The sequence below is a fragment of the Dyella sp. M7H15-1 genome, assembly GCF_004114615.1.
GTDB lineage: Bacteria > Pseudomonadota > Gammaproteobacteria > Xanthomonadales > Rhodanobacteraceae > Dyella_B.
Genome location: NZ_CP035300.1, coordinates 2196897 through 2221850 on the forward strand (window position 1 = coordinate 2196897; position 24954 = coordinate 2221850).

The 24954-nt window shown below is 56.5% G+C and carries 20 protein-coding genes and 1 pseudogene; 3 read left to right on the plus strand and 18 right to left on the minus strand.

The genetic code is table 11. The features are described 5' to 3' along the window. Nucleotides 1-222: 222 nt before the first annotated feature. The 18 genes and pseudogenes from EO087_RS10245 to EO087_RS10325 all read right to left on the minus strand — a co-directional run bounded on the left by EO087_RS10245 (nucleotide 223) and on the right by EO087_RS10325 (nucleotide 22600). Nucleotides 223-2505 carry a ShET2/EspL2 family type III secretion system effector toxin gene (locus EO087_RS10245; RefSeq protein ID WP_128898781.1) on the minus strand — a complete coding sequence of 761 codons (2283 nt, stop codon included), beginning with the start codon at nucleotides 2503-2505 and terminating at the stop codon, nucleotides 223-225. Nucleotides 2506-2604: 99 nt separating this feature from the next. Next, complete coding sequence (locus EO087_RS10250) at nucleotides 2605-5700, minus strand: ShET2/EspL2 family type III secretion system effector toxin (protein ID WP_128898782.1); 3096 nt, start codon at nucleotides 5698-5700, stop codon at nucleotides 2605-2607. A gap of 246 nt (nucleotides 5701-5946) precedes the next feature. After that, nucleotides 5947-6078 (minus strand): annotated as a pseudogene (locus tag EO087_RS16765) (IS1595 family transposase); the annotation flags it as partial. After that, entirely contained in the window at nucleotides 6062-8554 is a 2493-nt protein-coding gene (locus EO087_RS10255) for a ShET2/EspL2 family type III secretion system effector toxin (protein ID WP_128898783.1), read from the minus strand. The pseudogene EO087_RS16765 and the gene EO087_RS10255, both read right to left, overlap by 17 nt. Before the next feature lie 325 nt (nucleotides 8555-8879). Continuing rightward, nucleotides 8880-11903: a ShET2/EspL2 family type III secretion system effector toxin gene (locus EO087_RS10260; RefSeq protein WP_128898784.1), complete on the minus strand. Its 3024-nt coding sequence runs from the start codon at nucleotides 11901-11903 to the stop codon at nucleotides 8880-8882. 73 nt (nucleotides 11904-11976) lie between these two features. Continuing rightward, a complete protein-coding gene (locus EO087_RS10265; RefSeq protein ID WP_164931816.1) occupies nucleotides 11977-12570 on the minus strand; it encodes a GNAT family protein in 594 nt (197 codons plus the stop codon). A 13-nt stretch (nucleotides 12571-12583) separates the two neighbouring features. Continuing rightward, a complete protein-coding gene (locus tag EO087_RS10270) occupies nucleotides 12584-12967 on the minus strand; it encodes a type III secretion protein (RefSeq protein WP_128898786.1) in 384 nt (127 codons plus the stop codon). Between the two features lie 11 nt (nucleotides 12968-12978). Next, nucleotides 12979-13587, minus strand: a complete 609-nt coding sequence (locus EO087_RS10275) for a hypothetical protein (RefSeq protein WP_128898787.1) — start codon at nucleotides 13585-13587, stop codon at nucleotides 12979-12981. 128 nt (nucleotides 13588-13715) lie between these two features. Further along, complete coding sequence (gene sctE / locus EO087_RS10280; RefSeq protein WP_128898788.1) at nucleotides 13716-15233, minus strand: type III secretion system translocon subunit SctE; 1518 nt, start codon at nucleotides 15231-15233, stop codon at nucleotides 13716-13718. Next, nucleotides 15230-15733 carry a SycD/LcrH family type III secretion system chaperone gene (locus EO087_RS10285; protein ID WP_205744346.1) on the minus strand — a complete coding sequence of 168 codons (504 nt, stop codon included), beginning with the start codon at nucleotides 15731-15733 and terminating at the stop codon, nucleotides 15230-15232. Before EO087_RS10285 ends, sctE begins: the two co-directional genes overlap by 4 nt. Nucleotides 15734-15934: 201 nt before the next feature. Then, on the minus strand, nucleotides 15935-16546 hold the full coding sequence (locus tag EO087_RS10290) for a secretion protein EspA (protein ID WP_128898789.1): 612 nt from the start codon (nucleotides 16544-16546) through the stop codon (nucleotides 15935-15937). A 20-nt stretch (nucleotides 16547-16566) separates the two neighbouring features. Further along, nucleotides 16567-16920, minus strand: coding sequence for a hypothetical protein (locus EO087_RS10295; protein WP_128898790.1), 354 nt, complete (start codon nucleotides 16918-16920; stop codon nucleotides 16567-16569). A gap of 231 nt (nucleotides 16921-17151) precedes the next feature. Beyond that, nucleotides 17152-18039 (minus strand): hypothetical protein, encoded by an 888-nt coding sequence (locus EO087_RS10300; protein WP_128898791.1) that lies wholly within the window; start codon nucleotides 18037-18039, stop codon nucleotides 17152-17154. Further along, entirely contained in the window at nucleotides 18032-18514 is a 483-nt protein-coding gene (locus tag EO087_RS10305) for an MFS transporter (protein WP_128898792.1), read from the minus strand. The genes EO087_RS10300 and EO087_RS10305 overlap by 8 nt, the downstream gene beginning before the upstream one ends. Further along, the gene (locus EO087_RS10310) at nucleotides 18514-18882 is read right to left on the minus strand and encodes a type III secretion protein (protein WP_128898793.1); all 369 of its coding nucleotides are present in this window, start codon (nucleotides 18880-18882) and stop codon (nucleotides 18514-18516) included. Before EO087_RS10310 ends, EO087_RS10305 begins: the two co-directional genes overlap by 1 nt. Next, nucleotides 18876-20198, minus strand: a complete 1323-nt coding sequence (locus EO087_RS10315; protein WP_304988476.1) for a FliI/YscN family ATPase — start codon at nucleotides 20196-20198, stop codon at nucleotides 18876-18878. The genes EO087_RS10310 and EO087_RS10315 overlap by 7 nt, the downstream gene beginning before the upstream one ends. Next, entirely contained in the window at nucleotides 20179-22236 is a 2058-nt protein-coding gene (locus EO087_RS10320; RefSeq protein WP_128898794.1) for an EscV/YscV/HrcV family type III secretion system export apparatus protein, read from the minus strand. Before EO087_RS10320 ends, EO087_RS10315 begins: the two co-directional genes overlap by 20 nt. Then, complete coding sequence (locus tag EO087_RS10325) at nucleotides 22223-22600, minus strand: type III secretion protein (protein ID WP_128898795.1); 378 nt, start codon at nucleotides 22598-22600, stop codon at nucleotides 22223-22225. Before EO087_RS10325 ends, EO087_RS10320 begins: the two co-directional genes overlap by 14 nt. Before the next feature lie 232 nt (nucleotides 22601-22832). On the opposite strand from EO087_RS10325, the gene EO087_RS10330 reads away from it, so the two are divergent. From EO087_RS10330 to EO087_RS10340, 3 genes are all read left to right on the plus strand, one after another. Then, complete coding sequence (locus tag EO087_RS10330) at nucleotides 22833-23549, plus strand: hypothetical protein (protein ID WP_164931817.1); 717 nt, start codon at nucleotides 22833-22835, stop codon at nucleotides 23547-23549. Nucleotides 23550-23781: 232 nt separating this feature from the next. Continuing rightward, nucleotides 23782-24387, plus strand: a complete 606-nt coding sequence (locus tag EO087_RS10335; protein WP_128898797.1) for a hypothetical protein — start codon at nucleotides 23782-23784, stop codon at nucleotides 24385-24387. 24 nt (nucleotides 24388-24411) lie between these two features. Next, nucleotides 24412-24792, plus strand: coding sequence for a hypothetical protein (locus tag EO087_RS10340; RefSeq protein WP_128898798.1), 381 nt, complete (start codon nucleotides 24412-24414; stop codon nucleotides 24790-24792). The last annotated feature ends 162 nt before the right edge of the window (nucleotides 24793-24954 follow it).

Genomic DNA, 24954 nt, shown 5'->3' on the forward strand with positions numbered 1-24954 from the left:
AGACTTGCCCGCTTCAGACATTCGACCTTTCCTGAATAGTCGTGCGCGAAAACGGGAATAACGGCGAGACAGGACTTTCCCAGGAACTTAAAGGGCGCTTAAGTTAGTGCCATTGCATCTAAGGTTGCGAGGCAGTGCAGAAATGGCGTATTCGCCGCAGCGACAATGAGCCATGGCATCAACCCAACCAGATCAAAGCGACGGCTGAAGCAGTAGTAGAACTCAGGCAGATAGCATTGCAGACATCAACTCCTTGAGTAAGGCCTCATATGCCTGGATCGCCTCGGTATGGCCCTCTTCCAAGGCTACGGAAAGCCCCGATGTACCGTCCACATCTTTTGCTTCAAGCAGCGTGACAAGGACCTGGGCTTGGGCTTCCTCGGGTAATTGCTTGAGTAGCTCCCCGTAGGCACGAATTGCCTCGGCATGGCCGTTTTGCAAGGCCACTTGAAGCCCTGACACACCGTTTGCATTTAGCCGCTTGACCAGAAGCTTGGCTCGGGCTTCCTTGGGTAGTTGCTCCAGTAGCTCCCCGTAGGCACGGATCGCCTCGGCATGACCGTTTTGCAAGGCAGCATAAAGCCCCGTCGTGCCGTCCGCACCTATTGCGTCAAGCAGCTTGAAGAGGGACCTGTCCCGGGCTCCCTTGGGTAGTTGCTTGAGGAGTTCTCCGTAGGCACGGATCGCCTCGGCATGGCCAGCATGCAAGGCCATGAAAAGCCCCGATGTACCGTCCGCACTTTTTGCTTCAAGCAACTTGACGAGGCTCACGTTCCCGACTTGCTTGAGTAGTTCCCCGTAGGCACGAATCGCCTCAGCATGACCGTTTTGCAAGGCAATATAAAGCCCCGATGTGCCATTCGCAATTTTTGCTTCAAGCAGCGTGACGATAGGCTTGGTTGGCGTGACGATAAGCTTGACTGGCGTGACGATAAGCTTGACTGGCGTGACGATAGGCTTGGCTGGCGTAACGATAGGCTTGGCTGAGACTTCCTCGGGTAATTGCTTGAGGAGTTCCCCATAGGCACGGATCGCCTCGGCATGACCGTTTTGCAAGGCCATATAAAACCCCGGCGTACCATTCATATCTTTTGCAGTGAGTAGCCTTACTTGCGTTTCCACATCTAAATTGGCGAAGTCCGCGGACAGGCCGGCCAGATCCACCGAGCAGTTGTCGCGCAGCAGATGCCACATCACCGCTGGCGAAAGTCCTTCACAGCGGCTGGTCAATACCTTGCCTTGGCTTGTTTGCAACGGCGGTTGCTCAGTGGCTTGATGGCTGCACACATGCACCATCACGCAGTCCTCGTTGCTACTAAAATAGTGCTGGTAGTACGGATCATGTTGACCATCCCCATCGATATATTGCCGTAAGGTCTGGCCGTTCAACTTGCTTAAGTCATCGACCTCGCAGCGTACGGTGGTGTCCGTCATGTTGGGATCATAAAACTTGACGACATAGATTTTTTTGTTGGGGTCATCCCGATCCTGTTTCACCCGCAGTCGAATGGCCATCGAATGGTTGGTCGACTCGAGCAGAAGACCTCGAACACCGATGCCTGCCGACGACGCGTTTTCGGTTTCGATCTTTTCGAATTGCTCCATCAGCAACTTACCCAAATGATCGGTCTTGATCAGATGCGCTTCTTGGGCATCGCGCCGCATATTTTCATAATCGGCTTGGGTCCCGTTTTCGGACACATGCTGAGCGATTTGTTCGACCGATTCGAAATGGTCTAAGTCGACTTTGCCGGCGTCATCATGCAAGCAGTCGTAGAGATATTGGGCCGCCAAGTGGCGGCATGCGATGACTTCCAACGGTGAGTCGGCTGGTGTGGGAAAGGTGGCGACGCCGTTTAGACTCGCTGGCGGGTACGCGTTTATTTTAGACAGATACGGCATGCTTTTATCAAACGGCAGGTCCGCTCGTTTCACAAAAAAGTTATAGACAGGGAACGCCGCATGGTGTCCAGGAGAGGGGCTAACCGTGCGGATCATCGTCGTGCCTTCGCCTGGCTTGACCACCCGAACCGAACCGCCGTTTACCGTCAGCGTTCCGTTCTTTAGCGTTAAGTCCGTATCGCCGGTGACCGCCACCACGGTACCATCCGGCAAGTGCACGACAGCGCCTTCCTCCGCGTGAAGTTGCGTACCGTCTTTTTCGAGCACCGCGGTGGCATGCGCACCCACTGTCACGTGCGAATCCGTACGCACTATGACAGTGGACTCGCCCTGCGCATTAACCGTCGAATAACAATGCGCGTGTACGACGGCCTTATCGAAGGCATTTACCGTTGTGTCTGCATGGGCCCACACGGTCGCATTGCCTTTCGCCGTGACTGCGGCACCCCGAAAGGCCATAACCTCGGCGTGGTCCGTGACGAGGGCTGGACCCCTGACGACCTTCCGATCGTGACCCTCTACCGTCTCCTGAGGCACGGTGTCTTCCCGCGCGATTAACGCATCGGTTTGCGGGGGAAACTTAAAGAGATTGATGCCTTTCATAGATTCATGTCACGGTTAGTTTAGTTCTTGGATTAAATATCTTCCTGATTCCCCATATCACGCATCCAATGCGCTCCTTTTATCGGCTGACGCTTCCCTTCACTTGCCGGAACCCTGCAAGGCATCCCACAAATTCTGCGGAAGAACCATAAAAAGCCCAGGTGTACCCTTCGTATCTTTTGCTTCAAGCAGCGTAACGAGGAGCCGGGTTCGGGCTTCCTCGGGTAATTGCTTCAGGAGTTCCCTGTAGGCGCCGATCGCCTTGACATGACCGTTTTGCAAGGCCATGAAAAGCCCCGGCACCCCGTTCGCAGCTTTTGCTTCAAGCAGCCTGGCGAGGAGCCGGGTTCGAACTTCCTCGGGTAATTGCTTGAGCAGTTCCCCATAGGCGCCGATCGCCTCGGCATGGCCGTTTAGCAAGGCTATGAAAAGCCCCGGCGTACCCTTCGCATCTTTTGCTTCAAGCAGCCTGGCGAGGACCTGGGCTCGGGCTTCCTCGGGTAATTGCTTCAGGAGTTCCCCGTAGGCGCGGATTGCCTTGACATGGCCGTTTTGCAAAGCCATGAAAAGCCCCGGCACCCCGTTCGCAGCTTTTGCTTCAAGCAGCCTGGCGAGGAGCCGGGTTCGAACTTCCTCGGGTAATTGCTTCAGTAGCTCCCCGTAGGCGCCGATCGCCTCGGCATGACCGTTTAGCAAGGCTATAAGAAGCCCCGGTGTACCGTTCGCATCTTTTGCTTCAAGCAGCCTGGCGAGGACCTGGGCTCGAACTTCCTCGGGTAATTGCTTCAGTAGCTCCCCATAGGCGCCGATCGCCTCGGCATGGCCGTTTAACAAGGCTATGAAAAGCCCCGGTGTACCCTTCGTATCTTTTGCTTCAAGCAGCGTAACGAGGAGCCGGGTTCGGGCTTCCTCGGGTAATTGCTTCAGGAGTTCCCTGTAGGCGCGGATTGCCTTGACATGGCCGTTTTGCAAAGTCATGAAAAGCCCCGGCACCCCGTTCGCAGCTTTTGCTTCAAGCAGCCTGGCGAGGAGCCGGGTTCGAACTTCCTCGGGTAATTGCTTCAGTAGCTCCCCATAGGCGCCGATCGCCTCGGCATGGCCGTTTAGCAAGGCTATGAAAAGCCCCGGCGTACCCTTCGCATCTTTTGCTTCAAGCAGCCTGGCGAGGACCTGGGCTCGGGCTTCCTCGGGTAATTGCTTCAGGAGTTCCCCGTAGGCGCGGATTGCCTCGGCATGGCCGTTTTGCAAGGCCATGAAAAGCCCCGGCACCCCGTTCGCAGCTTTTGCTTCAAGCAGCCTGGCGAGGAGCCGGGTTCGAACTTCCTCGGGTAATTGCTTCAGTAGCTCCCCGTAGGCGCCGATCGCCTCGGCATGACCGTTTAGCAAGGCTATAAGAAGCCCCGGTGTACCGTTCGCATCTTTTGCTTCAAGCAGCCTGGCGAGGACCTGGGCTCGAACTTCCTCGGGTAATTGCTTCAGTAGCTCCCCATAGGCGCCGATCGCCTCGGCATGGCCGTTTAACAAGGCTATGAAAAGCCCCGGTGTACCCTTCGTATCTTTTGCTTCAAGCAGCGTAACGAGGAGCCGGGTTCGGGCTTCCTCGGGTAATTGCTTCAGGAGTTCCCTGTAGGCGCGGATTGCCTTGACATGGCCGTTTTGCAAAGCCATGAAAAGCCCCGGCACCCCGTTCGCAGCTTTTGCTTCAAGCAGCCTGGCGAGGAGCCGGGTTCGAACTTCCTCGGGTAATTGCTTCAGTAGCTCCCCATAGGCGCCGATCGCCTCGGCATGGCCGTTTAGCAAGGCTATGAAAAGCCCCGGTGTACCCTTCACATCTTTTGCTTCAAGCAGCCTGGCGAGGACCTGGGCTCGGGCTTCCTCGGGTAATTGCTTCAGGAGTTCCCCGTAGGCGCGGATTGCCTCGGCATGGCCGTTTTGCAAGGCCATGAAAAGCCCCGGCACCCCGTTCGCAGCTTTTGCAGCGAGTAGCCTTACTTGCGTTGCCACATCTAACTTAGCGAAATCCTCAGACAGGCCGGCCAGATCCGCCGAAAAGTTCCTGTTTAGAAGGTGCCACATCACCGCTGGCGAGAGCCTTTCACAGCGATTGGTCAACACCTTCCCTTGGCTTGTTTGCAACGGCGATTGGTCAGTGGCCTGATGGCTGCACACGTGCACACTCACACAGTCCTCGTTGTTAAAATAACGCTGGTAGCACGGATTATGCTGACCATCCCCATCGATATATTGCCGTAAGGTTTGGCCGTTTAACTTGCTTAAGTCATCGACCTCGCAGCGTACGGTGGCATCCGTACAGTTGGGATCATAAAACTTGACGACATAGATTTTTTTGTTGGGGTCATCCCGATCCTGTTTCACCCGCAGTCGAATGGCCATCGAATGGTTGGTCGACTCGAGCAGAAGACCTCGAACACCGATGCCTGCCGACGACGCGTTTTCGGTTTCGATCTTTTCGAATTGCTCCATCAGCAACTTACCCAAATGATCGGTCTTGATCAGGTGCGCTTCTTGGGCATCGCGCAGCATATTTTCATAATCGGCCTGGGTCCCGTTTTCGGACACATGCTGAGCGATTTGTTCGACCGATTCGAAATGGTTTAAGTCGACTTTGCCGGCGTCATCATGCAAGCAGTCGTAGAGATATTGGGCCGCCAAGTGGCGGCATGCTATGTCTCTCCGCGGCGCGCCGGCTGGTGCGGGAAAGCTGGCCTTGCAGTTTAGGTTTGCTGGCGGGTACGCGTTCTTTTTAGACAGATACGGCACGCTTTTATCAAACGGCAGGTCCGGTCTTTGCACCTCATCGTTATAGACAGGGAACGCCGCATGGTGTCCGGGAGAGGGGCTAACCGTGCGGATCATCGTCGTGCCTTCGCCTGGCTTGGCCACCCGAACCGAACCGCCGTTTACCGTCAGCGTCCCGTTCTTTAGTGTTAAGTCCGTATCGCCGGTGACGGCCACCACGGCGCCATCGGGCAAGTGCACGGCAGCGCCTTCCTCCGCGTGAAGTTGCGTACCGTCTTTTTCGAGCACCGCGGTGGCATGCACACCCACTGTCACGTGCGAATCCGTATGCACCATGACGGTGGACTCACCCTGCGCATTAACCGTCGAATAGCAATGCGCGTGTACGATGGCCTTATCGAAGGCATTTACCGTTGAGCCTAGATAGGCCGACACGGTTGCATTGTCTTTCGCCGTGACTGCGGCACCCCGAAGGGCCAGAACTTCGGCGTGGTCCGTGACGAGGGCTGGACCCCTGACGACCTTCCAATCGTGACCCTCTACCGTCTCCTGAGGCACGGTGTCTTCCCGCGCGGTTAACGCATCGGTTTGCGGGGGAAACTTAAAGAGATTGATGCCTTTCATAGATTCATGTCACGGTTAGTTTAGTTCTTGGATTAAATATCTTCCTGATTCCCCATATCACGCATCTAAGGTTGCGAGGTGGCAGTGCAGAAATGGCGTATTCGCCGCAGCGACAATGAGCCATGGCATCAACCCAACCAGATCAAAGCGACGGCTGAAGCAGTAGTAGAACTCAGGCAGATAGCGTTGCAGGCATCAACTCCTTGAGTAAGGCCTCATATGCCTGGATCGCCTCGGTATGGCCCTCTTCCAAGGCTATGGAAAGCCCCGATTCGCCGTCCGCATCTTTTGCTTCAAGCAGCGTGGCGAGGAACCGGGCTTGGGCTTCCTTGGGTAGTTGCTTGAGTAATTCCCCGTAGGCACGGATCGCCTCCGCACGGCCCTCTTGCAGTGCCATGAAAAGCCCCGGTGTATCGTCCGCATCTTTTGCTGCAAGCAGCTTGAAGAAGTTCCAGACCTGGACTTCCTTGGGTAATTGCTTGAGGAGTTCCCCGTAGGCACGGATCGCCTCGGCATGGCCCTCTTGCAAGGCCACGAAAAGTCCCGGTGTGTCGTTCGCATCTTTTGCTTCAAGCAACGTGACGAGAGGCTTGGCTCGGGCTTCCTCGGGTAATTGCTTGAGGAGTTCCCCGTAGGCACGGATCGCCTCGGCATGACCCTCTTGCAAGGCCACGAAAAGTCCCGGTGTGCCGTTCGCACCTTTTGCTTCAAGCAGCGTGACGAGAAGCTTGGCTCGAGCTTCCTCGGGTAATTGCTTGAGCAGCTCCCCGTAGGCACGGATCGCCTCGGCATGACCGTTTTGCAAGGCCATGAAAAGCCCCGGTGTGCCGTCCGCATCTTTTGCTGCAAGCAGCGTAACGAGGAACTTGGCTTGGGCTTGCTCGGGTAGTTGCTTCAGTAGCTCCCCGTAGGCACGGATCGCCTCGGCATGACCCTCTTGCAAGGCCATGAAAAGCCCCAGTCTGCCGTTCGCACCTTTTGCTGCAAGCAACGTGGCGAGGAACTGAGCTCGGGCTTCCTCAGGTAGTTGCTTCAGTAGCTCCCCGTAGGCACAGATCGCCTCGGCATGACCGTTTTGCAAGGCAACATAAAGCCCCAGTGTGCCGTTCGCACCTTTTGCTGCAAGCAACGTGACGAGGAACTTTGCTCGGGCTTCCTCGGGTAGTTGCTTCAGTAGTTCCCTATAGGCGCGGATCGTCTCGGTATGGCCATCTTGCAAGGCAATGAAAAGCACCGATGTACCTTTCGCATCTTTTGCAGCGAGTAGCCTTACTTGTGTTTCCACATCTAACTTAGCGAAGTCCTCAGACAGGCCGGCCAGATCCACCGAGAAGTTGCCACTCAGCAGGTGCCACATCACCGCTGGCGAAAGTCCTTCACAGCGGCTGGTCAATGCCCTGCCTTGGCTTGTTTGCAACGGCGGTTGCTGAGCAGCCTGAGGGCTGCACACGTGCACTAACGCACAATCCTCATCGTTCCTAAAATAGGATGAGTAGTACGAATCATGTTGACCATCCCCATCGATATATTGCCGTAAGGTCTGGCCGTTTAACTTGCTTAAGTCATCCACCTCGCAGCGTACAGTGGTGTTCGTCATGTTGGGATCATAAAACTTGACGACATAGATTTTTTTGTTGGCGTCCTGCGGATGCGGTTTCACACGCAATCGAATGGCCATCGAATGGTTGCTCGACTCGACTAGCAGGCCACGCACTCCTATGCCGTTCTGAGACTCCTCTTCGATTTTCTTAAATTGCGCCGCCAGAAAGCCACCCAAATGATCGGTCTTGATCAGGTGCGCTTCCTGGGCATTGCGCCGCATATTGTCATAATCGGCTACGGTCCCGTTTTCGGACACATGTTGAGCGATTTGTTCGATCGATTCGAAAAGGTTTAAGTCGACCTTGCCGGTTTCAGTTTCATCATGCAAGCAGTCGTAGGCATATTGGACCGCTAAGTTGCAGCATGCGATCTTGCTCTGCGGCACGCCGGCTGGCGCGGGAAAGGTGGCGACGCAGTTTAGGCTAGCTGGCGGGTACGCGTTCTTTTTAGACAGATACGGCACGCTTTTATCAAACGGCAGGTCCGGTCGTTGCACCTCATCGTTATAGACAGGGAACGCCGCATGGTGCCCGGGAGAGGGGCTAACCGTGCGGATCATCGTCATGCCTTCGCCTGGCTTGACCACCCGAACCGAACCGCCGTCCACCGTCAGCATCCCGTTCTTTAGCGTTAAGTCCGTATCGCCGGTGACGGCCACCACGGCGCCATCGGGCAAGTGCACGACAGCGCCTTCCGCCGCGTGAAGTTGCGTATCGTCTTCTTTGAACATCGCAGTAGCGCGCGCACCCACCGTGACGTGTGAATGCCGATACACCATGACGGTGGACTCACCCTGCGCATTAACCGTCGCATCGCGATGCGCGTGTACGGTGGACCTACCAAAGGCATTCACCGTTGCGCCTGGATTAGCCCATACGGTCGCATCGTCTTGTACCGTGACCACGGAACCCCGTTGGGCCGTCACCCGCGCACGGTCCTTGACCAGGGCTGGACCCTTGACGGCCTTCCGATCGTGGCCCTGTATCGTTTCCTGCGATACGGCGTGTTCCTGCGAGTTCAATGAATCGCTGGGCGGGGAAAGATTAAAGGGATTTATGTTCATGTCATGGGTTCATTCCACGGTTAGTTTATGGATGCCTGGGTGGAGCGTGCCATCCCCAGAAACTTAAGGGGCGCTTTAGTTCGTGCCATTGAGCCTTAATTCCTCCTAATCAGTGTCAAATCTCAGCCAGGTGCGTTGGCGAGTGCCGCTGAATGTTTAGTTCGTCGTCCCGGCGAAGGCCGGACGGAGTGCTCAGCGCGAAGAACGTCCGAAGGGGTGAGCGAAGCGAACCACTCAGTGTCTTGGGCTTTAAAAGTCGCTGGGCCCCGGCTTTCGACGGGGCAACGGATGTGAAGTAAATCGCTTGGCTGAAATTCGACACTAATCAGGTAATTCCTTGAGTAATGCCTGAGTAGGCCTGAATTGCCTCGACATGACCCTCCAGCGAGGCCACCTGAAGCCCCGTCATACCGGTGGCATCTTTTACTTCAACCAGCGCGACAAGGAACGGCGCTTGGGCCTCCACGGGTAGTTGCTTGAGTAGCTTCGCGTATGCGCGGATCGCCTCGGCATGGCCGTTTTCCAAAGCCACGTAAAGCCCTGGTTTACCGTTCGCATCTTTTGCTTCAAGCAGCGTGACGAGGTACTGGTCTCGGGCTTGTTCGGGTAGTTGCTTGAGGAGTTCCCCGTAGGCGCCGATCGCTTCGGCATGGCCTTCTTCCAAGGCTATAAGAAGCCCTGGCGTACCGTCCAGATCTTTTGCCTCAAGCAGCGTGACGAGGAATTGGTCTCGGGCTTCCTTGGGTAATTGCTCGAGGAGTTCCCCGTAGGAGCGGATCGCCTCCGCATGACCATCTTGCAAGGCCATGAAAAGCCCTGGCGTACCGTCCAGATCTTTTGCCTCAAGCAGCGTGACGAGGAATTGGTCTCGGGCTTCCTTGGGTAATTGCTCGAGGAGTTCCCCGTAGGAGCGGATCGCCTCCGCATGACCATCTTGCAAGGCCATGAAAAGCCCTGGCGTACCGTCCGCATTTTTTGCTTCAAGCAGCGTGGCGAGGTACTGGACTCGAGCTTCCTCGGGTAATTGCTTGAGCAGCTCTCCATAGGCGCGGATCGCCTCCGTATGACCCTCTTGCAAGGCCATGAAAAGCCCCGGTGTACCGTTCGCTTTTTTTGCTTCAAACAGCATGGGAAGGAACTGAACTCGGTCTCCCTCGGGCAGTTGCTTGAGGAGTTCCCCATAGGCGTGAATCGCCTCAACATGACCATCTAGCAAAGCAACATAAAGCCCCGGTGTACCATCCGCAGCTTTTGCTTCAAGCAGCGTGACAAGAGACTGAATTCGGGCTTCCTTGGGTAATTGCTTGAGGAGTTCCTCGTAGGCGCCGATCGCCTCGGCATGACCCTCTTGCAAGGCCATATAAAGCCCTGGCGTACCGTCCAGATCTTTTGCCTCAAGCAGCGTGGCGAGGTACTGGACTCGGACTTGCTCGGATAATTGCTTGAGGAGTTCCCCGTAGGCGCGGATCGCCTCGGCATGACCCTCTTGCAAGGCCATATAAAGCCCTGGCGTACCGTCCGCATCTTTTGCTTCAAGCAGCGCGGCGAGGTACTGAACTCGGTCTTTCTCGGGTAGTTGCTCGAGCAGCTCTCGGTAAGCACGGATCGCCTCGGCATGCCCCCTTTGCAAGGCCATGAAAAGCCCTGGCGTACCGTCCGCATCTTTTGCTTCAAGCAGCGCGGCGAGGTACTGAACTCGGTCTTTCTCGGGTAGTTGTTCGAGCAGCTCTCGGTAAGCACGGATCGCCTCGGCATGCCCCCTTTGCAAGGCCATGAAAAGCCCTGGCGTACCGCTCGCATCTTTTTCCTCAAGCAGCATGGCGAGGTACTGGACTCGGGCTTGCTCGGATAATTGCTTGAGTAGTTCCCCGTAGGCGCGGATCGTCTCGGTATGGCCCTCTTGCAAGGCCATGAAGAGTCCCGGTGTATCATCCGGACCTTTTGCAGCGAGCAGTGTTATTTGTGTTTCCACATCTAACTTAGCGAAGTCCTCAGACAGGCCGGCCAGATCCACCGAAAAGTTGCCATCCAGCAGCTGCCACATCACCGCTGGCGAAAGTCCTTCACAGCGACTGGTCAATGCCCTGCCTTGGCTTGTTTGCAACGGCGGTTGCTGAGTGGCCTGAGGGCTGCACACATACACTAACGCACAATCCTCATCGTTCCTAAAATAGGATGAGTAGTACGAATCATGTTGACCATCCCCATCGATATATTGCCGTAAGGTCTGGCCGTTTAACTTGCTTAAGTCATCCACCTCGCAGCGTACGGTGGCGTCCGTCATGTTGGAATCATAAAACGTGACGACATAGATTTTTTTGTTGGCGTCCTGCGGATGCGGTTTCACACGCAGCCGAATGGCCATCGTATGCTCGATCGATTCGACTAGCAGACCACGCACACCCGCGCCACTCGGAGACTCGCCTTCGATCTTTTCGAATTGATCAATCAGCAACTTACCCAAATGATCAGTCTTGATCAGATGCGCTTCCTGGGCATCGCGCCGCATCGTTTTATAATCGGCTTCGGTCCCGTTTTCGGACACATGCTGAGCGATTTGTTCGACCGATTCGAAAGGGTTTAAGTCGACTTTGCCGGCTTCATCATGCAAGCAGTCGTAGAGATATTGGGCCGATAAGTGGCGGCATGCGATGTCTATCTCCGGCGCGCCGGCTGGTGCGGGAAAGGTGGCGACGCAGTTTAGGCTAGCTGGCGGGTACGCGTTCTTTTTAGACAGATACGGCACGCTTTTACCAAACGGCAGGTTCGGTCGTTGCACCTCTTTGTTATAGACAGGAAACGCCGCATGGTGTCCGGGAGAGGGGCTAACCGTGCGGATCATCGTCATGCCTTCGCCTGGCTTGACCACCCGAACCGAACCGCCGTCCACCGTCAGCATCCCGTTCTTTAGCGTTAAGTCCGTATCGCCGGTGACGGCCACCACGGCGCCATCGGGCAAGTGCACGACAGCGCCTTCCGCCGCGTGAAGTTGCGTATCGTCTTCTTTGAACATCGCAGTAGCGCGCGCACCCACCGTGACGTGTGAATGCCGATACACCATGACGGTGGACTCACCCTGCGCATTAACCGTCGCATCGCGATGCGCGTGTACGGTGGACCTACCAAAGGCATTCACCGTTGCGCCTGGATTAGCCCATACGGTCGCATCGTCTTGTACCGTGACCACGGAACCCCGTTGGGCCGTCACCCGCGCACGGTCCTTGACCAGGGCTGGACCCTTGACGGCCTTCCGATCGTGGCCCTGTATCGTTTCCTGCGATACGGCGTGTTCCTGCGAGGTTAACGCATCGGTTTGCGGGTGAAACTTAAAACGAGTGATGCCTTCCATATGTTAAAGATCATGTCACGGTTAGTTTAGTTCTCTGAAGGTCAATGGCCCTAACTTAAAGAAATTAAGGATCTCAACAAGCAAGCGCCGTCTGTAACTCATCCACGCGTGGTGCGGCGATAGCACGCAAGCGTGCGTTGTCCGAGCGGAGCAGTCCATAGCACTGCACATCACAATGCCTGCCCTCGTGATGAAACAATTCGCGCAGCGTCCCCTCATGGCGAAAGCCAAGTTTTTGCAGCAAGCCGCTAGAACGCCTATTGTCGACCAACACCCACGCCTGGACCCGGCGCACAGGTTCGGTCATGGCACCCGCGAATACGTCTGGCAACACCGCAGCCAGACATTCGTACATGAAACCCTGCCCCCAGCAAGCTGGCGTCAGCGCGTAACCTAAGGTTACGTGCTGAGCCAGGTGATCCCATTCCGTAAGACGCAGGACCCCGATCAGTGTTCGCTTTCCCTGTGGACGCAACGCGAGAATGCGACCTTGTTCGGCAGGCAGATCACGGGTCTGCTCGAACCATTTACGCGCCGCTCCACGCTCACCAAGCGGCTGCAAACCGGTAGGGAGCGCCACGCGAGGGTCGGCGTACAATGTGTAATAGCTCTCGAAATCCGCATCACACAATGCATTCCATTCGAGCCGCTCGGTGCCTCCAATCACATCACTCTCCCACTCAACGGCGGCTATAGCGCAGCCACGGCTGCCCGTCTATTTCCACGGGCTTGGCGCCTTCGGCCACAAACAACTCGGCCAGCCGGCGCCGCGTCCGATCAAGCTCGGGCTGCCTGGAAGCAGGCAGGATCAGAGCTTCCACAACCCGTACCGCAGGCACACTTTTGAGCAGTCGCTTGATCAGCGCTAGCATCGAACTCACCGCCTGACCATCCTCCGAGCGTGTGGCGAAGTCGCACAATACCAGCCGCTCCTCTTCCTGCCGGTAGGTCAGCGAAAAGCGCTCGGTGACGATCGTCTGGCCTAGCAGAAAATCGCTACCTAGGAACCGTTCGGGCTTGGGATCGAATCCGGCGGCCTGCAGATAACGGGTTACGGCGTCCAAGAGCGTCTCCGTCAGCGATGCAACGCGCTGGTCAATTTATCGTGAATTTGCGCAACCATTTCCAGCATCTGCTTGAGGTCGGACGATGCCTGACGGGCCATCTCCAGCGTTTGGTCCGAACGCTTTTCTGCGCCATCAGCAAGACTGCGCTGGAAATCGGCCAGGCTAGACAGCTCCTGGCCTTCCCTGGACAGCTTCTTGGCATCCCGATCAAAGCCGCTCTTAACCGCTTCACCAGAGGCGTTGCCAAGTTGGCCCCAGAGCGTGTTGCCTGTCTTCAAACCGAACACACTCAAAAAAGTCCCGATAAGGCCTGCCGTGAGCTCGCCGTTAGCACTCTTCATGCCAGCCTCGTAGTCCTTTTCGATACCGGTCATTTTGGTGTCGTACGAAGTCAATGCGATCTCGTAGCTATTTTTCTGCTGATTTTCGTTGTACTGACGCTGCGTGTCGCGCAACTCGCGAAAAAGCGCGGCCATCTTGATCGCGAGATCATTGATCAAAGCGAAGGCGTCCACGCCCTGCGTAGAAGCGCTGCTCGACGATGCCGCATAGGTACGGTCGACGCTCTCCGTGGTGCCCGTGTTGGAGCGATCGCTGCTGGTGATAGAAGTATTCATATATGTGTTTCCTAGTAAAAAGTGAATGTGTTTACGTGGTGGCCTAATGACATCTGTCATCGCCCTCCCGCGAAGCGCCTCGGATTAACCGGGCGCCTCGCCGGAACGGCTCTTTGCCAAACATGGCCTTAGGCAACTTGAGCAGCGATATTGCTAAGCAATGCGCCCGTTTTCTGTATCTGATTCGAGGCGTCAGCCTGTGCTTGGCCGGCGCTGTCGAGCAAGTCCTTCATGCTCTCCAGTTGACGCTTCTTCATTTTCTCGAACTCATCGAGCAGGAATTGCATGAAGTCGCCTTGGGCCATCAACTCCTTGATCAGCTTCTGTAGCTCTGCCCTCTGCTTGTTGATGTCCGCCATGGCGGCGGTATTTACAATGTTTGTAGTCACACCAGCTGCGGCCTTGATTTGGTTACCGGTACTTTCATACACCAACTTCATCGCATTCATACCGAACGTCCGGGCGATCTGCTTGGCGATCTCCTTACTCAGCGATTCGACGGCCACTTCGGCGCCGGACTCTACTGCTTTTTTGACGACCTTTTCGGCCGCCTTAGTCACCAGCTTCGCCATCTCCTCCTTGTTAAAAGCCAGAAGCACTTGGCTGAAGAAGCTTTCTTGGAGTTCCTTGGTCGCTTGCTTGACTACCTTTTCGGTAACGTCTTTGCCGAACTGTTGGAGCAGGGTTTGGAAAGCCGGTCCGCTAATATCCTCACCTATTTTCACCGCATACGCGATCATCTTGCCCCAACCATAAGTCGACGCCTCTTCCACTTTCTTGGCTGCCACCTCGGCGACCTTTTTGCCCACCATCACGGCCTTGCCAACGCTAAAGAGATCGACGGCAGCACCCAAGATTTCGAAGGAAAGCTGAACCTTGCCGGCGTCCTCGGCGAGCTTTTTCCACTTCTCAGCATTGTCAGGGTCTGCCAATGCCATGGTCTCTCCAAATGCCTTGACGACGCCTGCGCAACCCGCCGTGAAATCCGCGGCGCCGCCGGCAAAATCGCCAAAGGCCATCTTGACGACACCGCTGATGATTTCAGCCACCGCGATGATCCAATCGACGATCACGGCGAAGATGCCAGCCTTCTGCGCCTTCTGTTGATCCTGGATCGACGTGTCGATTTCTTTGCGGAGATCTTCGTTCTGGCGCAGACGCAATGCCTGGGCACCCTCTTCGCGAATTTTAATAGCCTCGCTCTTCAGCTTCACGACGTCACCCAGCCCCGTTACGCATAACTGCGTCAACGCCAGCTTCATCGCTTCCGGTGTCATGTTCTCGAAGTTGGACAGGCTGTAACCCTTGCCACCTGCCGAGCCCGTGACCGCCGGACTGTTGGCGGTGCTTGCCGCCAAAGTTCTACTACCATAGCTAACAAGTGTGCTCACCACCTGATCGAATGCGTATTCCGCCGCGCGAAGCGTCGTGGACTCACGCGGCTTGGCGGGTGCGTGGTAATCCTGTGTCTTGGTGCGACCGTCGCGCTCCTGCTTGGCACGCCCTTCAACCTGCTGAAGGCGCGCGCCATGGACCCGCTTTTCGCCTATCGGGGACAGCTCAATATCGCTGTCGTCCTGGAATCCCCCGACCGATAGCGGGGAACTTGTAAAATCAATAATTTTCTTATCAAAGACTGTATTCATTGGATGCTCCTGCTTGCATGATTTTCTACCTCGCGCTTCAACTCGGCATATTCCGGCTTGTCCGAACACCACTTCATGGAGGCCGAAAACGCTTTGGCCGCCGCCTCGCCATGACCCATCAACTGGTAGCTCAAGCCGGCCAGATAGGGTGGACGTGGATCGCTTAGCCGCAATACCCCGGCCCGGCCAAAACACCTGGCCGCTTCGCCATGCTCGCTGAGCTTCTGGTACGTCAAGCCCAGCGCGAACCAATAGTCGAACTGCCAATGGCTCAAGCGGACCAGCAACTCGTAATAGCACTTGGCTCCCACATAGTTCCCCGCCTCGAACAACTGCGTTGCATAGGCATAAAGCTTATCGAGATGATTGGGATCGATATCCATCAGCGCCTGCAAGGTGCCACCCTCGGCAAAAAAACCGCGTATAACTTCAATATCATCAATATCATCATTCATAAGATTTACCTGCTCTCGGTGAAACGTGGTTTCGCCATCAGACATGGGGCATACCGCCTTGCAAGCTCGTGCGAGTCACTGTTCGCATGCGCTAAAAAGCTTCGTCGTCGACGACAGCGCCGTGTAGAACATTCTCCTGTAGAACAGAGTGTTCCGCGTACGGAGAAATGCCCTTTATGCCGGACCGAATCGAACACCCCAAGCTGTCCCGGAAAACCGCAACAGCCTGGGGATGCACTCGATCGATTAACGAACGCCCTGCACAACGCCCTTCAAGGCTTCGTTTTGCGACTGCTGTCCGCTGCTGATCGCATTGATGCACAGGTTCCAGTTCTGCATGATCTTCTGGCCCTGCAACTGCAGCGTCGAGGACTTGTCGCTACCGGCCGACGCATCGGCGGTCAGCGCTGACTTGATGCTGTCCAGATCGCCCTTGCTTATGCCTGCACCGTTTTCGTGCCCGATGCTCGCCAGGAAGTCCTTGATGTTCATCGGCTTGCCGTCGCTACCGACGGTGACGGTGATGCCGTGGTTGTACATGTACTCGACCACTTCCGTCGGCAAGTCAGCCGTACCATCAGCCTTGATGATCTTGGCGATCGCCGCGTCCACCAAATTGGCGATCCTGGTCGATTCGCGCGCACGGGCGTTGGACGTTTCCATCTGGTTGAAGACATCCTGCATCTGCGTCTGGATAAGATTCATCCAGTCAAAGAACATGTTCTTGAAGGGGGTGAATACCGCATCGCCCTGGCTCGACTTTTTATCCAGATAATCGGCATAGTCGCCATTGGTAGCGGCCGCGCCGTAGACCTGAGCGTTGGCAGAAACAGCGTTGTTATTGACTTGTTGTGACATAATAATTTCCTCGTAATGATTTAAATGAACTTCCGCCCCTTAATCGGGACCTTTCTACTTTTCAATGATGCCGGCGATGCCGGCGTGGTTCGCACTCCTTGCGTAAACGATGCCTTGAGCGCACTGAAGCTTGTGTGCAGACGCTCAATATTTCCATTAATGTGTTGCGCCAGCTCGCCGATATCACTGCCCGCAACGCGTTCGAGCTTGGCGATACGCTGGCGCGCTTCGGCGCTGGTGGACGCACGCTGACGTAGCTCGGCGATGGCGTCCTGCAAATAATGCAGATCGTGGATCATCTGGCCAAGCGGTTGCTTGCGCTTCTCCAGGTCCTGCATGATGTTTTTGATGATGACATGATCCGCTACGGCCATGTTGTCCTCGTCGTGGAAGCACGCTTCCGGTTTAATGGGGTGGTTGGCATGCCCGCATAACGGGCTTCCAGAAATACGCCATTCCATGGCTGGTTGATGTCCACATCGCCTTTGTTGATCACGCATCCATGCATGGGATGGAGCGTTGCGACGTGATACATTGTTATAGCTAGCTACCCGACAAGGTGATCAGGTGAAGACCTGAAATGCAGCGTTGTTTTAAACCCAGGGTTAAACCTTGGCGTCCACGCACACGGCCCATCCGTCGTCCCATCCGATCAGCCGGCCTTGCGCCACCAGTTGGTCCCCGTGCATCAGTCGTAACTGGGGATGGCGGGCGCATTGCAGGGTCACTGGCTCTTCCGGTGCCCAGTGGGCCAAGTCGGTACGGGGTATGTCGGCATAACCCACTTCCACATCGATGCGTAACATGTGGCCGGGCACATCACTGACGCCGGTAGAGCAATCCAGCACGCATGCCGTGCCGTCTTCCTGAATCTGGATGCGGCCAGGACTGCGCAAGGGATGCAACCAGAACGTATCCAGACCGCCTCCGCTGCCGTCGATACGCAATGCGTCGCCGATCGCCACCTCGGACCATTCATCCTCGTGCAGCGTGCACCAACCCAGGCTCAGTGCCAGGGTATGGGCTTGGTCCTGCGCGGGCTCCAGCGCATGCAGCAGTGGCTGAATCCAGTCCCACGGTGCATCCAGGATCGTCAAGGGCAAACGCCGCGTGTCCGCACTCATGATGAACTGCCAACGCACGTCGATCGGTGCCGTGGTCGCGTGAATACTGGCCACATCGCAAGGCGGAAGGCCCACCCTTTGGAGCAGCTCGTTGAGAGGGATCAGCGTCCAGTTGGCAAGCACCGCTGTCCACGCCGGCCCGACGGCAGCGAAGTTGGGAATATCCAACTGTGGGGCGAGCCAGGCGCACCAGCTTTGCTCCGGCATCCAGAACGACAGCGGCCTGCCGTCACACTGCGTGTCCAAGCGAAGTCCCGCACCACCCACGCTTTGGTAGGCCGCGCACAAACGTGTTTCATCGAGGTCGGCGAACGCGCCGATACGGCTCAATTGAAAAGCATCCAGGGTGTTGTGTAGACGATTAAGCATCGGTAGGCTCAACCTCCACCGCTACCGAAACGCCGAGCGCTTCGCTCAGTGTTTCCGTCAACGCATCGCCATGCTGCGCGATGCGTTGCCGCAACGCTTCGGTGGGCGCTTTCACACGCAAATGCAGGCGGTTATCGTACCAGTTGGCCTGCACGATCAATCCCGCCAGCGGACCGGTGCTGGCACGCAGGGCCAAGGCTTGCGTGCCGACGGACGGCAGTGGTGCTGCCACCGGCGGCGGCGCATCGGGCACCTTCGGCCGTGCGTTGACGGCGGCACGGCTTGTATCGTCATCATGCTGAGGCGGCGTAGGCGGCAACCATGACTGGGCTGAAGCCGGCGCAGGACCTGCCAACGCGACGGCCTGGTCGAACATGGACTTGAAACGATTGACGTTATGTTTGTCGGGCGAACGTTGCCGCTCACGCTCGTCGCCGCGCGAGGCGGGAATATCACGAGATCCTACGGATACCATTAACTTGATTCCACCATATAGGCGAGCTTTTCTTGCTCGCGCAGGTTTTTGCGCAAGATGCCTTCTTGTTCGGTGCGGCATTGCGCAAGCCGATCTTTTTCGGTGTCGATGTCCGCCACCTGTTGCTGCAGACGTTTGTTTTCGACTTCCGTCTTGGACAGGGCGATGCGCAACTTACCCAATTCGCTCTGACTGAACTGGCCTTGACGCGCGGACAGTTCCCGCCATTGTTCGTACAACGCAACACGCTTGGCCTTGACCTGCTCCAGGCGCGTCATCAGCTCATCTTTTTCCCGGTCCAGCCGAGCTAGCTGGGCGCGCAGCCCCTGCTCACGCCGCCGCTTGATTTCCAATAGGCGCATCAACATGGCCCACCTACCGCTTTCTGGAGTGCCTTCAGCGTTTTAGTAAAATCGCAGTACTCCTCCACCGGCTGACGCAGGAATTCGTTGATCTGGCCACGCCTCCGTACTGCATCGTCCACATCGGGATCCTGACCTTCGCGATATTCCCCCACGCGCACCAGCAATTCGATGTCTTGCCAGGCGCTGAGCAGGCGACGCAGCCGCGCGGCGGCCGCGCGGTGCGGTGCTTGCGTCACCTGGCTCATGACGCGGCTGATGCTGGCCAATACATCAATGGCCGGGTAGTGATTGGCTTCAGCAAGCTTGCGCGAGAGCACGATATGACCATCGAGGATGGAGCGCACTTCTTCGGCCAGCGGGTCGGATTTGTCTTCCATCAGCACGGTGTAGAAAGCGGTAATGCTGCCGCGGGCGGCCGGCCCGGCACGTTCCAACAGACGCGGCAAGCGGGCGTACAGGCTGGGCGGATAACCACCTGCCACCATCGGCTCGCCAGCGGCCAGCGCGATCTCTCGCACAGCGCGCGCATAGCGCGTGAGCGAGTCCACCAGCAGCAGTACTTTTTTGCCTTGGTCGCGGAAATATTCGGCGATGGTCGTGGCGGTGGCGGCGGCTTTCAGGCGCTCCAGCGCGGGCCGGTCTGAAGTAGCCACCACCACCACGCTGCGTGCTCTCGCCGAAGCGGGTAGCACATGTTCCAGAAACTCGCGCACTTCGCGGCCGCGTTCGCCAATCAACGCAAGGACCACCACGTCGGCATCCGTACCCCGGCAAAGCATACTGAGCAAGGTACTTTTGCCACAGCCCGCGGGGGCGAAAATGCCAAGGCGTTGCCCTTCGCCGACCGTGAGTGTGCTGTCGATCGCCCGCACGCCCATGGGCAAGGCGGTATCGATGATGCTGCGCTCCATCGGGTTGGGCGAATCCGCATCGATGCCGCACCATTGCTCAACCGGCGGCATCGGCAAACCGTCGATCGGCCGGCCGAGTGCATCCACCACTCGGCTGAGCAATTCAGCACCGACCCCTACTTCCGCGCAACGCCCGCTAGGTTGCACCAGCATGCCGATATTGAGTCCGCGCGGCTCTCGATAAGGCGAAAGCAGGGCCTCCTGCCCCACCACCGCGACAACCTCGGCCAGCGTCTGGTTGGGTAGCTCGCACAACTCGCCCAGGCCCACGCCGGGAAGGTGGGCGCGCAGCAGCGTGGGGTTCACCTCTTGCAGGCGGCCTATCGTTCGTACGCCGCGGGTTATCGACAGCGTCGGCACTTCCAGGGCGTCGAGGATCCGATCGTAATCAGGCAAGCGCATAGTCATCACCTATCAATTCGATATGACCCAACACTTTGAGTTCGGCTTCGTCGTCTAGCTCCTGGAACGACAAGACGGCCAAGCCGGACAACTCACGCTCGATCAGTTTGCGTACAAAACGTCGCACATCAATGGCCGTGACCAGTGCGGTGGCGGATCCGTTCTTGGCGACGGTGGCTTTGATTTCTTGCAGGATGGACTGACTCTCTTCCGCACTGAGCGCCGAGTACGAACCCGCAGCCGTCTGCCGGATGGATTCGCGTATCGTCTGCTCGATCTGCCCGCCCAGCACCCAAGCGCTGATCCACGGCTGCCCACGCCGATGACGACCCACGATGTGCCGGCGCAACGCCATGCGCGCATATTCGGCCAGCATCACCGGATCTTTCTCGCGCGGCGCCCATTCCACCAGTGCCTCGAAAATGGCGCGCAAATCCCGGATCGATACCCCTTCGGCCACCAATCGCTGCAATACATCGGCAATGCGCCCAATCGGCAGTTGGCGCTGCAATTCTTTGATCAGCTCGCCATAGCTGGACTCCATCTGATCCATCAGATAACGCGCCTCCTGCACACCGATCAGCTCGGAGGCGTAGCGGTCCAGCGCCAGCGACACCACGTGAGTCACCGCATCGTGATCGCGATACACCTTCACTCCCGTCGCCTCAAGCACCGGCTGTTGCTCCACCGGCGCCCATTGCAAGCGATGCCCGCCAAAGGGCAGCGTGTCGTGCGCGACCGCCTGGGACAACCTCGCCGAACTGGCATCGGCCAGCAGCAACGGCTGCATGGTCAACGTCAACACCGGCTCCTGATAGAGCAGAAAACTAAAGCTTTGCGGCGACAGTCCGGCATGTGCTTGCAGGACAATTTGTGGCAAAGGCAGACCAAGCTGCTCGAGCTTGCTTTGACGCAGCTCGATCAGCGCCTGGCCAAGGCGGCCGCCACGCGCGAGGTCTGGGTGCACGCGCAACAACAGAGGTGTTGCACCAACGGCGGGTAGCTCGGCGGCGCCTTCATCACCCGCATGACCCTCTGCCGCCGCGCCAGTGCCCGCCCCCGCGCCACCACCGCCTGCCTTGCGGCCCGACATAAACGCACCACCGCCGATCATCGCGGCAATCGCCAGAAAGATCAGCGTGGGAAAGCCCGGCAAACAAGCGAACACCACCAGCACCGCCGATACGATCCACAGCGCGCTACGATGCCGCATGAGCTGGCTCGACAGATCGCTGGCCAGATTGCGGCGCTCCTCGCCCGGCACGCGCGTGACGATGATGCCGGCGGCAATGGAGATCAGCAGCGCCGGTATCTGCGCGATGAGTCCATCACCCACCGACAGGATGGCATAGGTGCTGGCCGCCTCGCCGGCCGTCATACCGTGCATGAATACACCCACGGTGATGCCGCCGAAAATATTCACCAGAATGACGATGATCGACGCAATCGCATCGCCCTTGACGAATTTCATCGCACCATCCATGGCACCGTAGAGCTGGCTTTCCTTCTGTACCATCTGGCGCAACCGACGCGCTTCATTGGCATCGATAATGCCGGCGCGCATATCGCCGTCGATGCTCATCTGCTTGCCTGGCATGGCATCGAGCGAAAAGCGCGCCCCCACCTCGGCCACACGTTCGGAGCCTTTGGTGATCACGATGAACTGCACCACCGTGATGATGGCGAACACGATCAGGCCAACCGCCAGATTGCCACCGACCGCAAAGTTACCAAACGTATAAACGATCTCACCCGCATCATGCTGCAGCAAAATCAAGCGACTGGTGCTGATGGTTAGCGCTAATCGGTACAGTGTGGTGATCAGCAGCACCGACGGAAAGCCAGAGAACTCCATCGGCTCACGGATATACACCGCCATCATCAACAGCACGATGGACAAGGTGAGATTGAGCGCAATAAGCACGTCGACCAGCACGGTCGGCAACGGCACGATCATCATGAAGACGGCGACCAGCAGCATCGCTGCCAGTATCAGATCCTGCCGCGACTTGAGCGCGCCCAGCCAGTTATTAAGTGTTTGCATGAATACCCACGGTTACGCGGTTGAGCAGCCGTTGCTGCAGTTTGCCCAACTGATGCCAAAGTTCGGCGCCGCTCCCCGCCGGAGCGGTTGCGGCCAGCCATAGTTGATTGCGTGCCAGCCACGTACGCATCGGTACGCCGTTGGCGGCTTCGGGTTGAAGCAGCAGCATCAGGCGCAACAAGGTAGGCACGCTCTGCGCGTCCGGCACTTGCCTAGCAACAGTGAGCTTGGCGCGTCCATTCTCCCGCTCCAGATAAAACACATCCTTACCCTGCTGCACCATCATATTTTCGCGGGCGGCCACCCGCTCCACGCTCATCAGGCGGAGCCAATACTCCACCTGACGCTGCCATTGCAACTCCATGAGGGGCTCCATCAGATCACGATGGTGGCATCTTGCGATCACCATGGCAGCGCACCCATCGGGTCAATACCTGAATTGCCGAACCTGCCAAACCTAAACGGCTATTCAGGTATTCACCGGATGGAGGCGCCGTGCCCAAGTACCAATAATGGCCACTTTCGCAACGCGATAGGCAGCCACAAATGGCCGGCAGCCTATGGCTCTCGTTACATCACCATGATTGAAACTAAAAATGGAACCTAAAATTAAACCATTCCTATCCCATTTTACTCCAGCCACATGCGGCCATTCGGGAGGCGACAAATCACTCATGGCCGAGCCATTAGCCATGTTAGAAACGTTAAATGACGTGAAACATCATAATGATGAACTCATCAACAAGGCTAGGAACTTGACCAATAAGCTGTCCTGTAACAAATCCTTGGACAAAGAGAGCCGGATTCTTCTGTCCTGCGAGATAACCCCATACTCAATAGCCGCGGACAAGCTCGCTAATAAACTCGATGGACAAGTATTGGGTGACAATACAAACAGGATCAAACCTAAACTCGAGAATCTCAATAAAGAACTGGATCGGACGTCGCAGAATATTGTTAACCTGCATCATGCCGCCAGCGATTCAGACAAAGCCGCCGAGGCACTCAAATGCGTTGCAACGACAGCAGCGACATTCGTTGTTTCGACCACTGTACTGTATGCGCCCCAGTTGAGGGACTTGCTTAAGCCGGAAACCCTGCATTCGGACTACTTAAGCGCAATCGACGCGGCCAACGAGGCCTCCAACCATTTCAGTGCAACACCCTGCAAAGACGAGCTTACGAATTTGACTCGTTCGCTGAACGAGGTAAACCGTAAAATTGAAGGGCTTGAGCGTGGGCTACACCTCCCGGTGCGCCGTCCCATCGGCGACGCACGGCCCAAGACTTTACCCTTTCACGATGAACTTTAAGCGTCCTCGTCATCAGAGTAGATGGCGGGGGAATTCGTCCGCAACGGCGGTAGGCCGGCACCTACAAACGGCCGGCAGCCTATGGCTTGCATCACATCACCCATGATTGAAATTAAAAATGGAACCTAAAGTTAATTCATCCTTACCCAGCAATTGTCCATCCTTACCCAGCCATTGTCTAACTAGACTCACCGGCCATTCGGCCGGTGAGACGCTCGCCTCGTTAACGTACATGAAGAAGCGTAATATCAAACTCATCGACAAGGCTAGCGACTTGGCCCAAAAGATGGTCGGGAACGAAGGCCAGGACAAAACAAAGCAACATAGTCTGACCTATGCGACGGGCTTATACAAACAAGCCGTGACTGACTGCTATGAACAATTAGATAACCGATCATACCTAGAGAGAGTGGGCAAACTCAGTGCTGGACTCAAGCGAGTTAATAACGCACTGAATGAATTGTCGCAGAATATTGTTAACCTGCATGATCCTAACCTCGATTCAGACAAAGCCGCCCTGGCACTCAAAGACATTGCAACGTCAGCAGCGAATTTAATTGCTTTGACCGTCCTGCATGAATTAAACTCGACGAACTCATATAAGCCGGTCTACATGCACCCGAACTACTTATCAGGTGACTACTCAGACTCGGTCGCCCAGGCCAACGAAGCCCCCCAGTCCAGTGAACTCTACAAAGACGAACTTACGGATTTGACTCGTTCGCTGAACGAGGTAACCCGTAAAATTGAAGGGCTTGAGCGTGGGGAATACCTCCCGGTGGGCCATCCCACCGGCAACGAACGGCCCAAGGTTTTACCCTTTCACGAAGATCTTTAATGGATTCACCTTCGTGCTGAGACGATGTTGCCAACAGGCCAGGCAGGGGCTATTCGCCTGGCTAACATTCATAGCGTGAATACTGTGTTTATCACCGTCAGCACGCCCAAAAAACGTGGGCCAGGCGATGGAGTACGTCTGGTTCCTGCCCTTATTCAAGTACAGTCCATGCCTACCTCTGCCAGTAAAAGCTCTTCGCCGATAGAACCAAGCAAACGTGCGCCAGCCGAGCGTGAACGTGTTATAGCAGACGCTTATTTCTGTGGGCTTATGGTATCGGAAGGATGCTTTGCGGAGGAGCTGAGCAAAATTATTCGCAAATATGGCGCAAAGGATGAAGACATGGTGCAAGCCTTTTTCAAAGGCTACGAGCTAAAGCAGCGAGTGAACGGTCTCAGCGCATAAATACCTTCCTGTCAAGGTTTAGTATGCGAGTGCTCGGCATGCTAACACCCAAACGAATCGGGTGGTCCGCAGCGACGTTGAGCATGACTCCAACCTGCCCTCTCACCATCATTGCTTCCTCTATACGGATGGCCGCAGGGCAGGCTGGAAAGCTAATCAGGT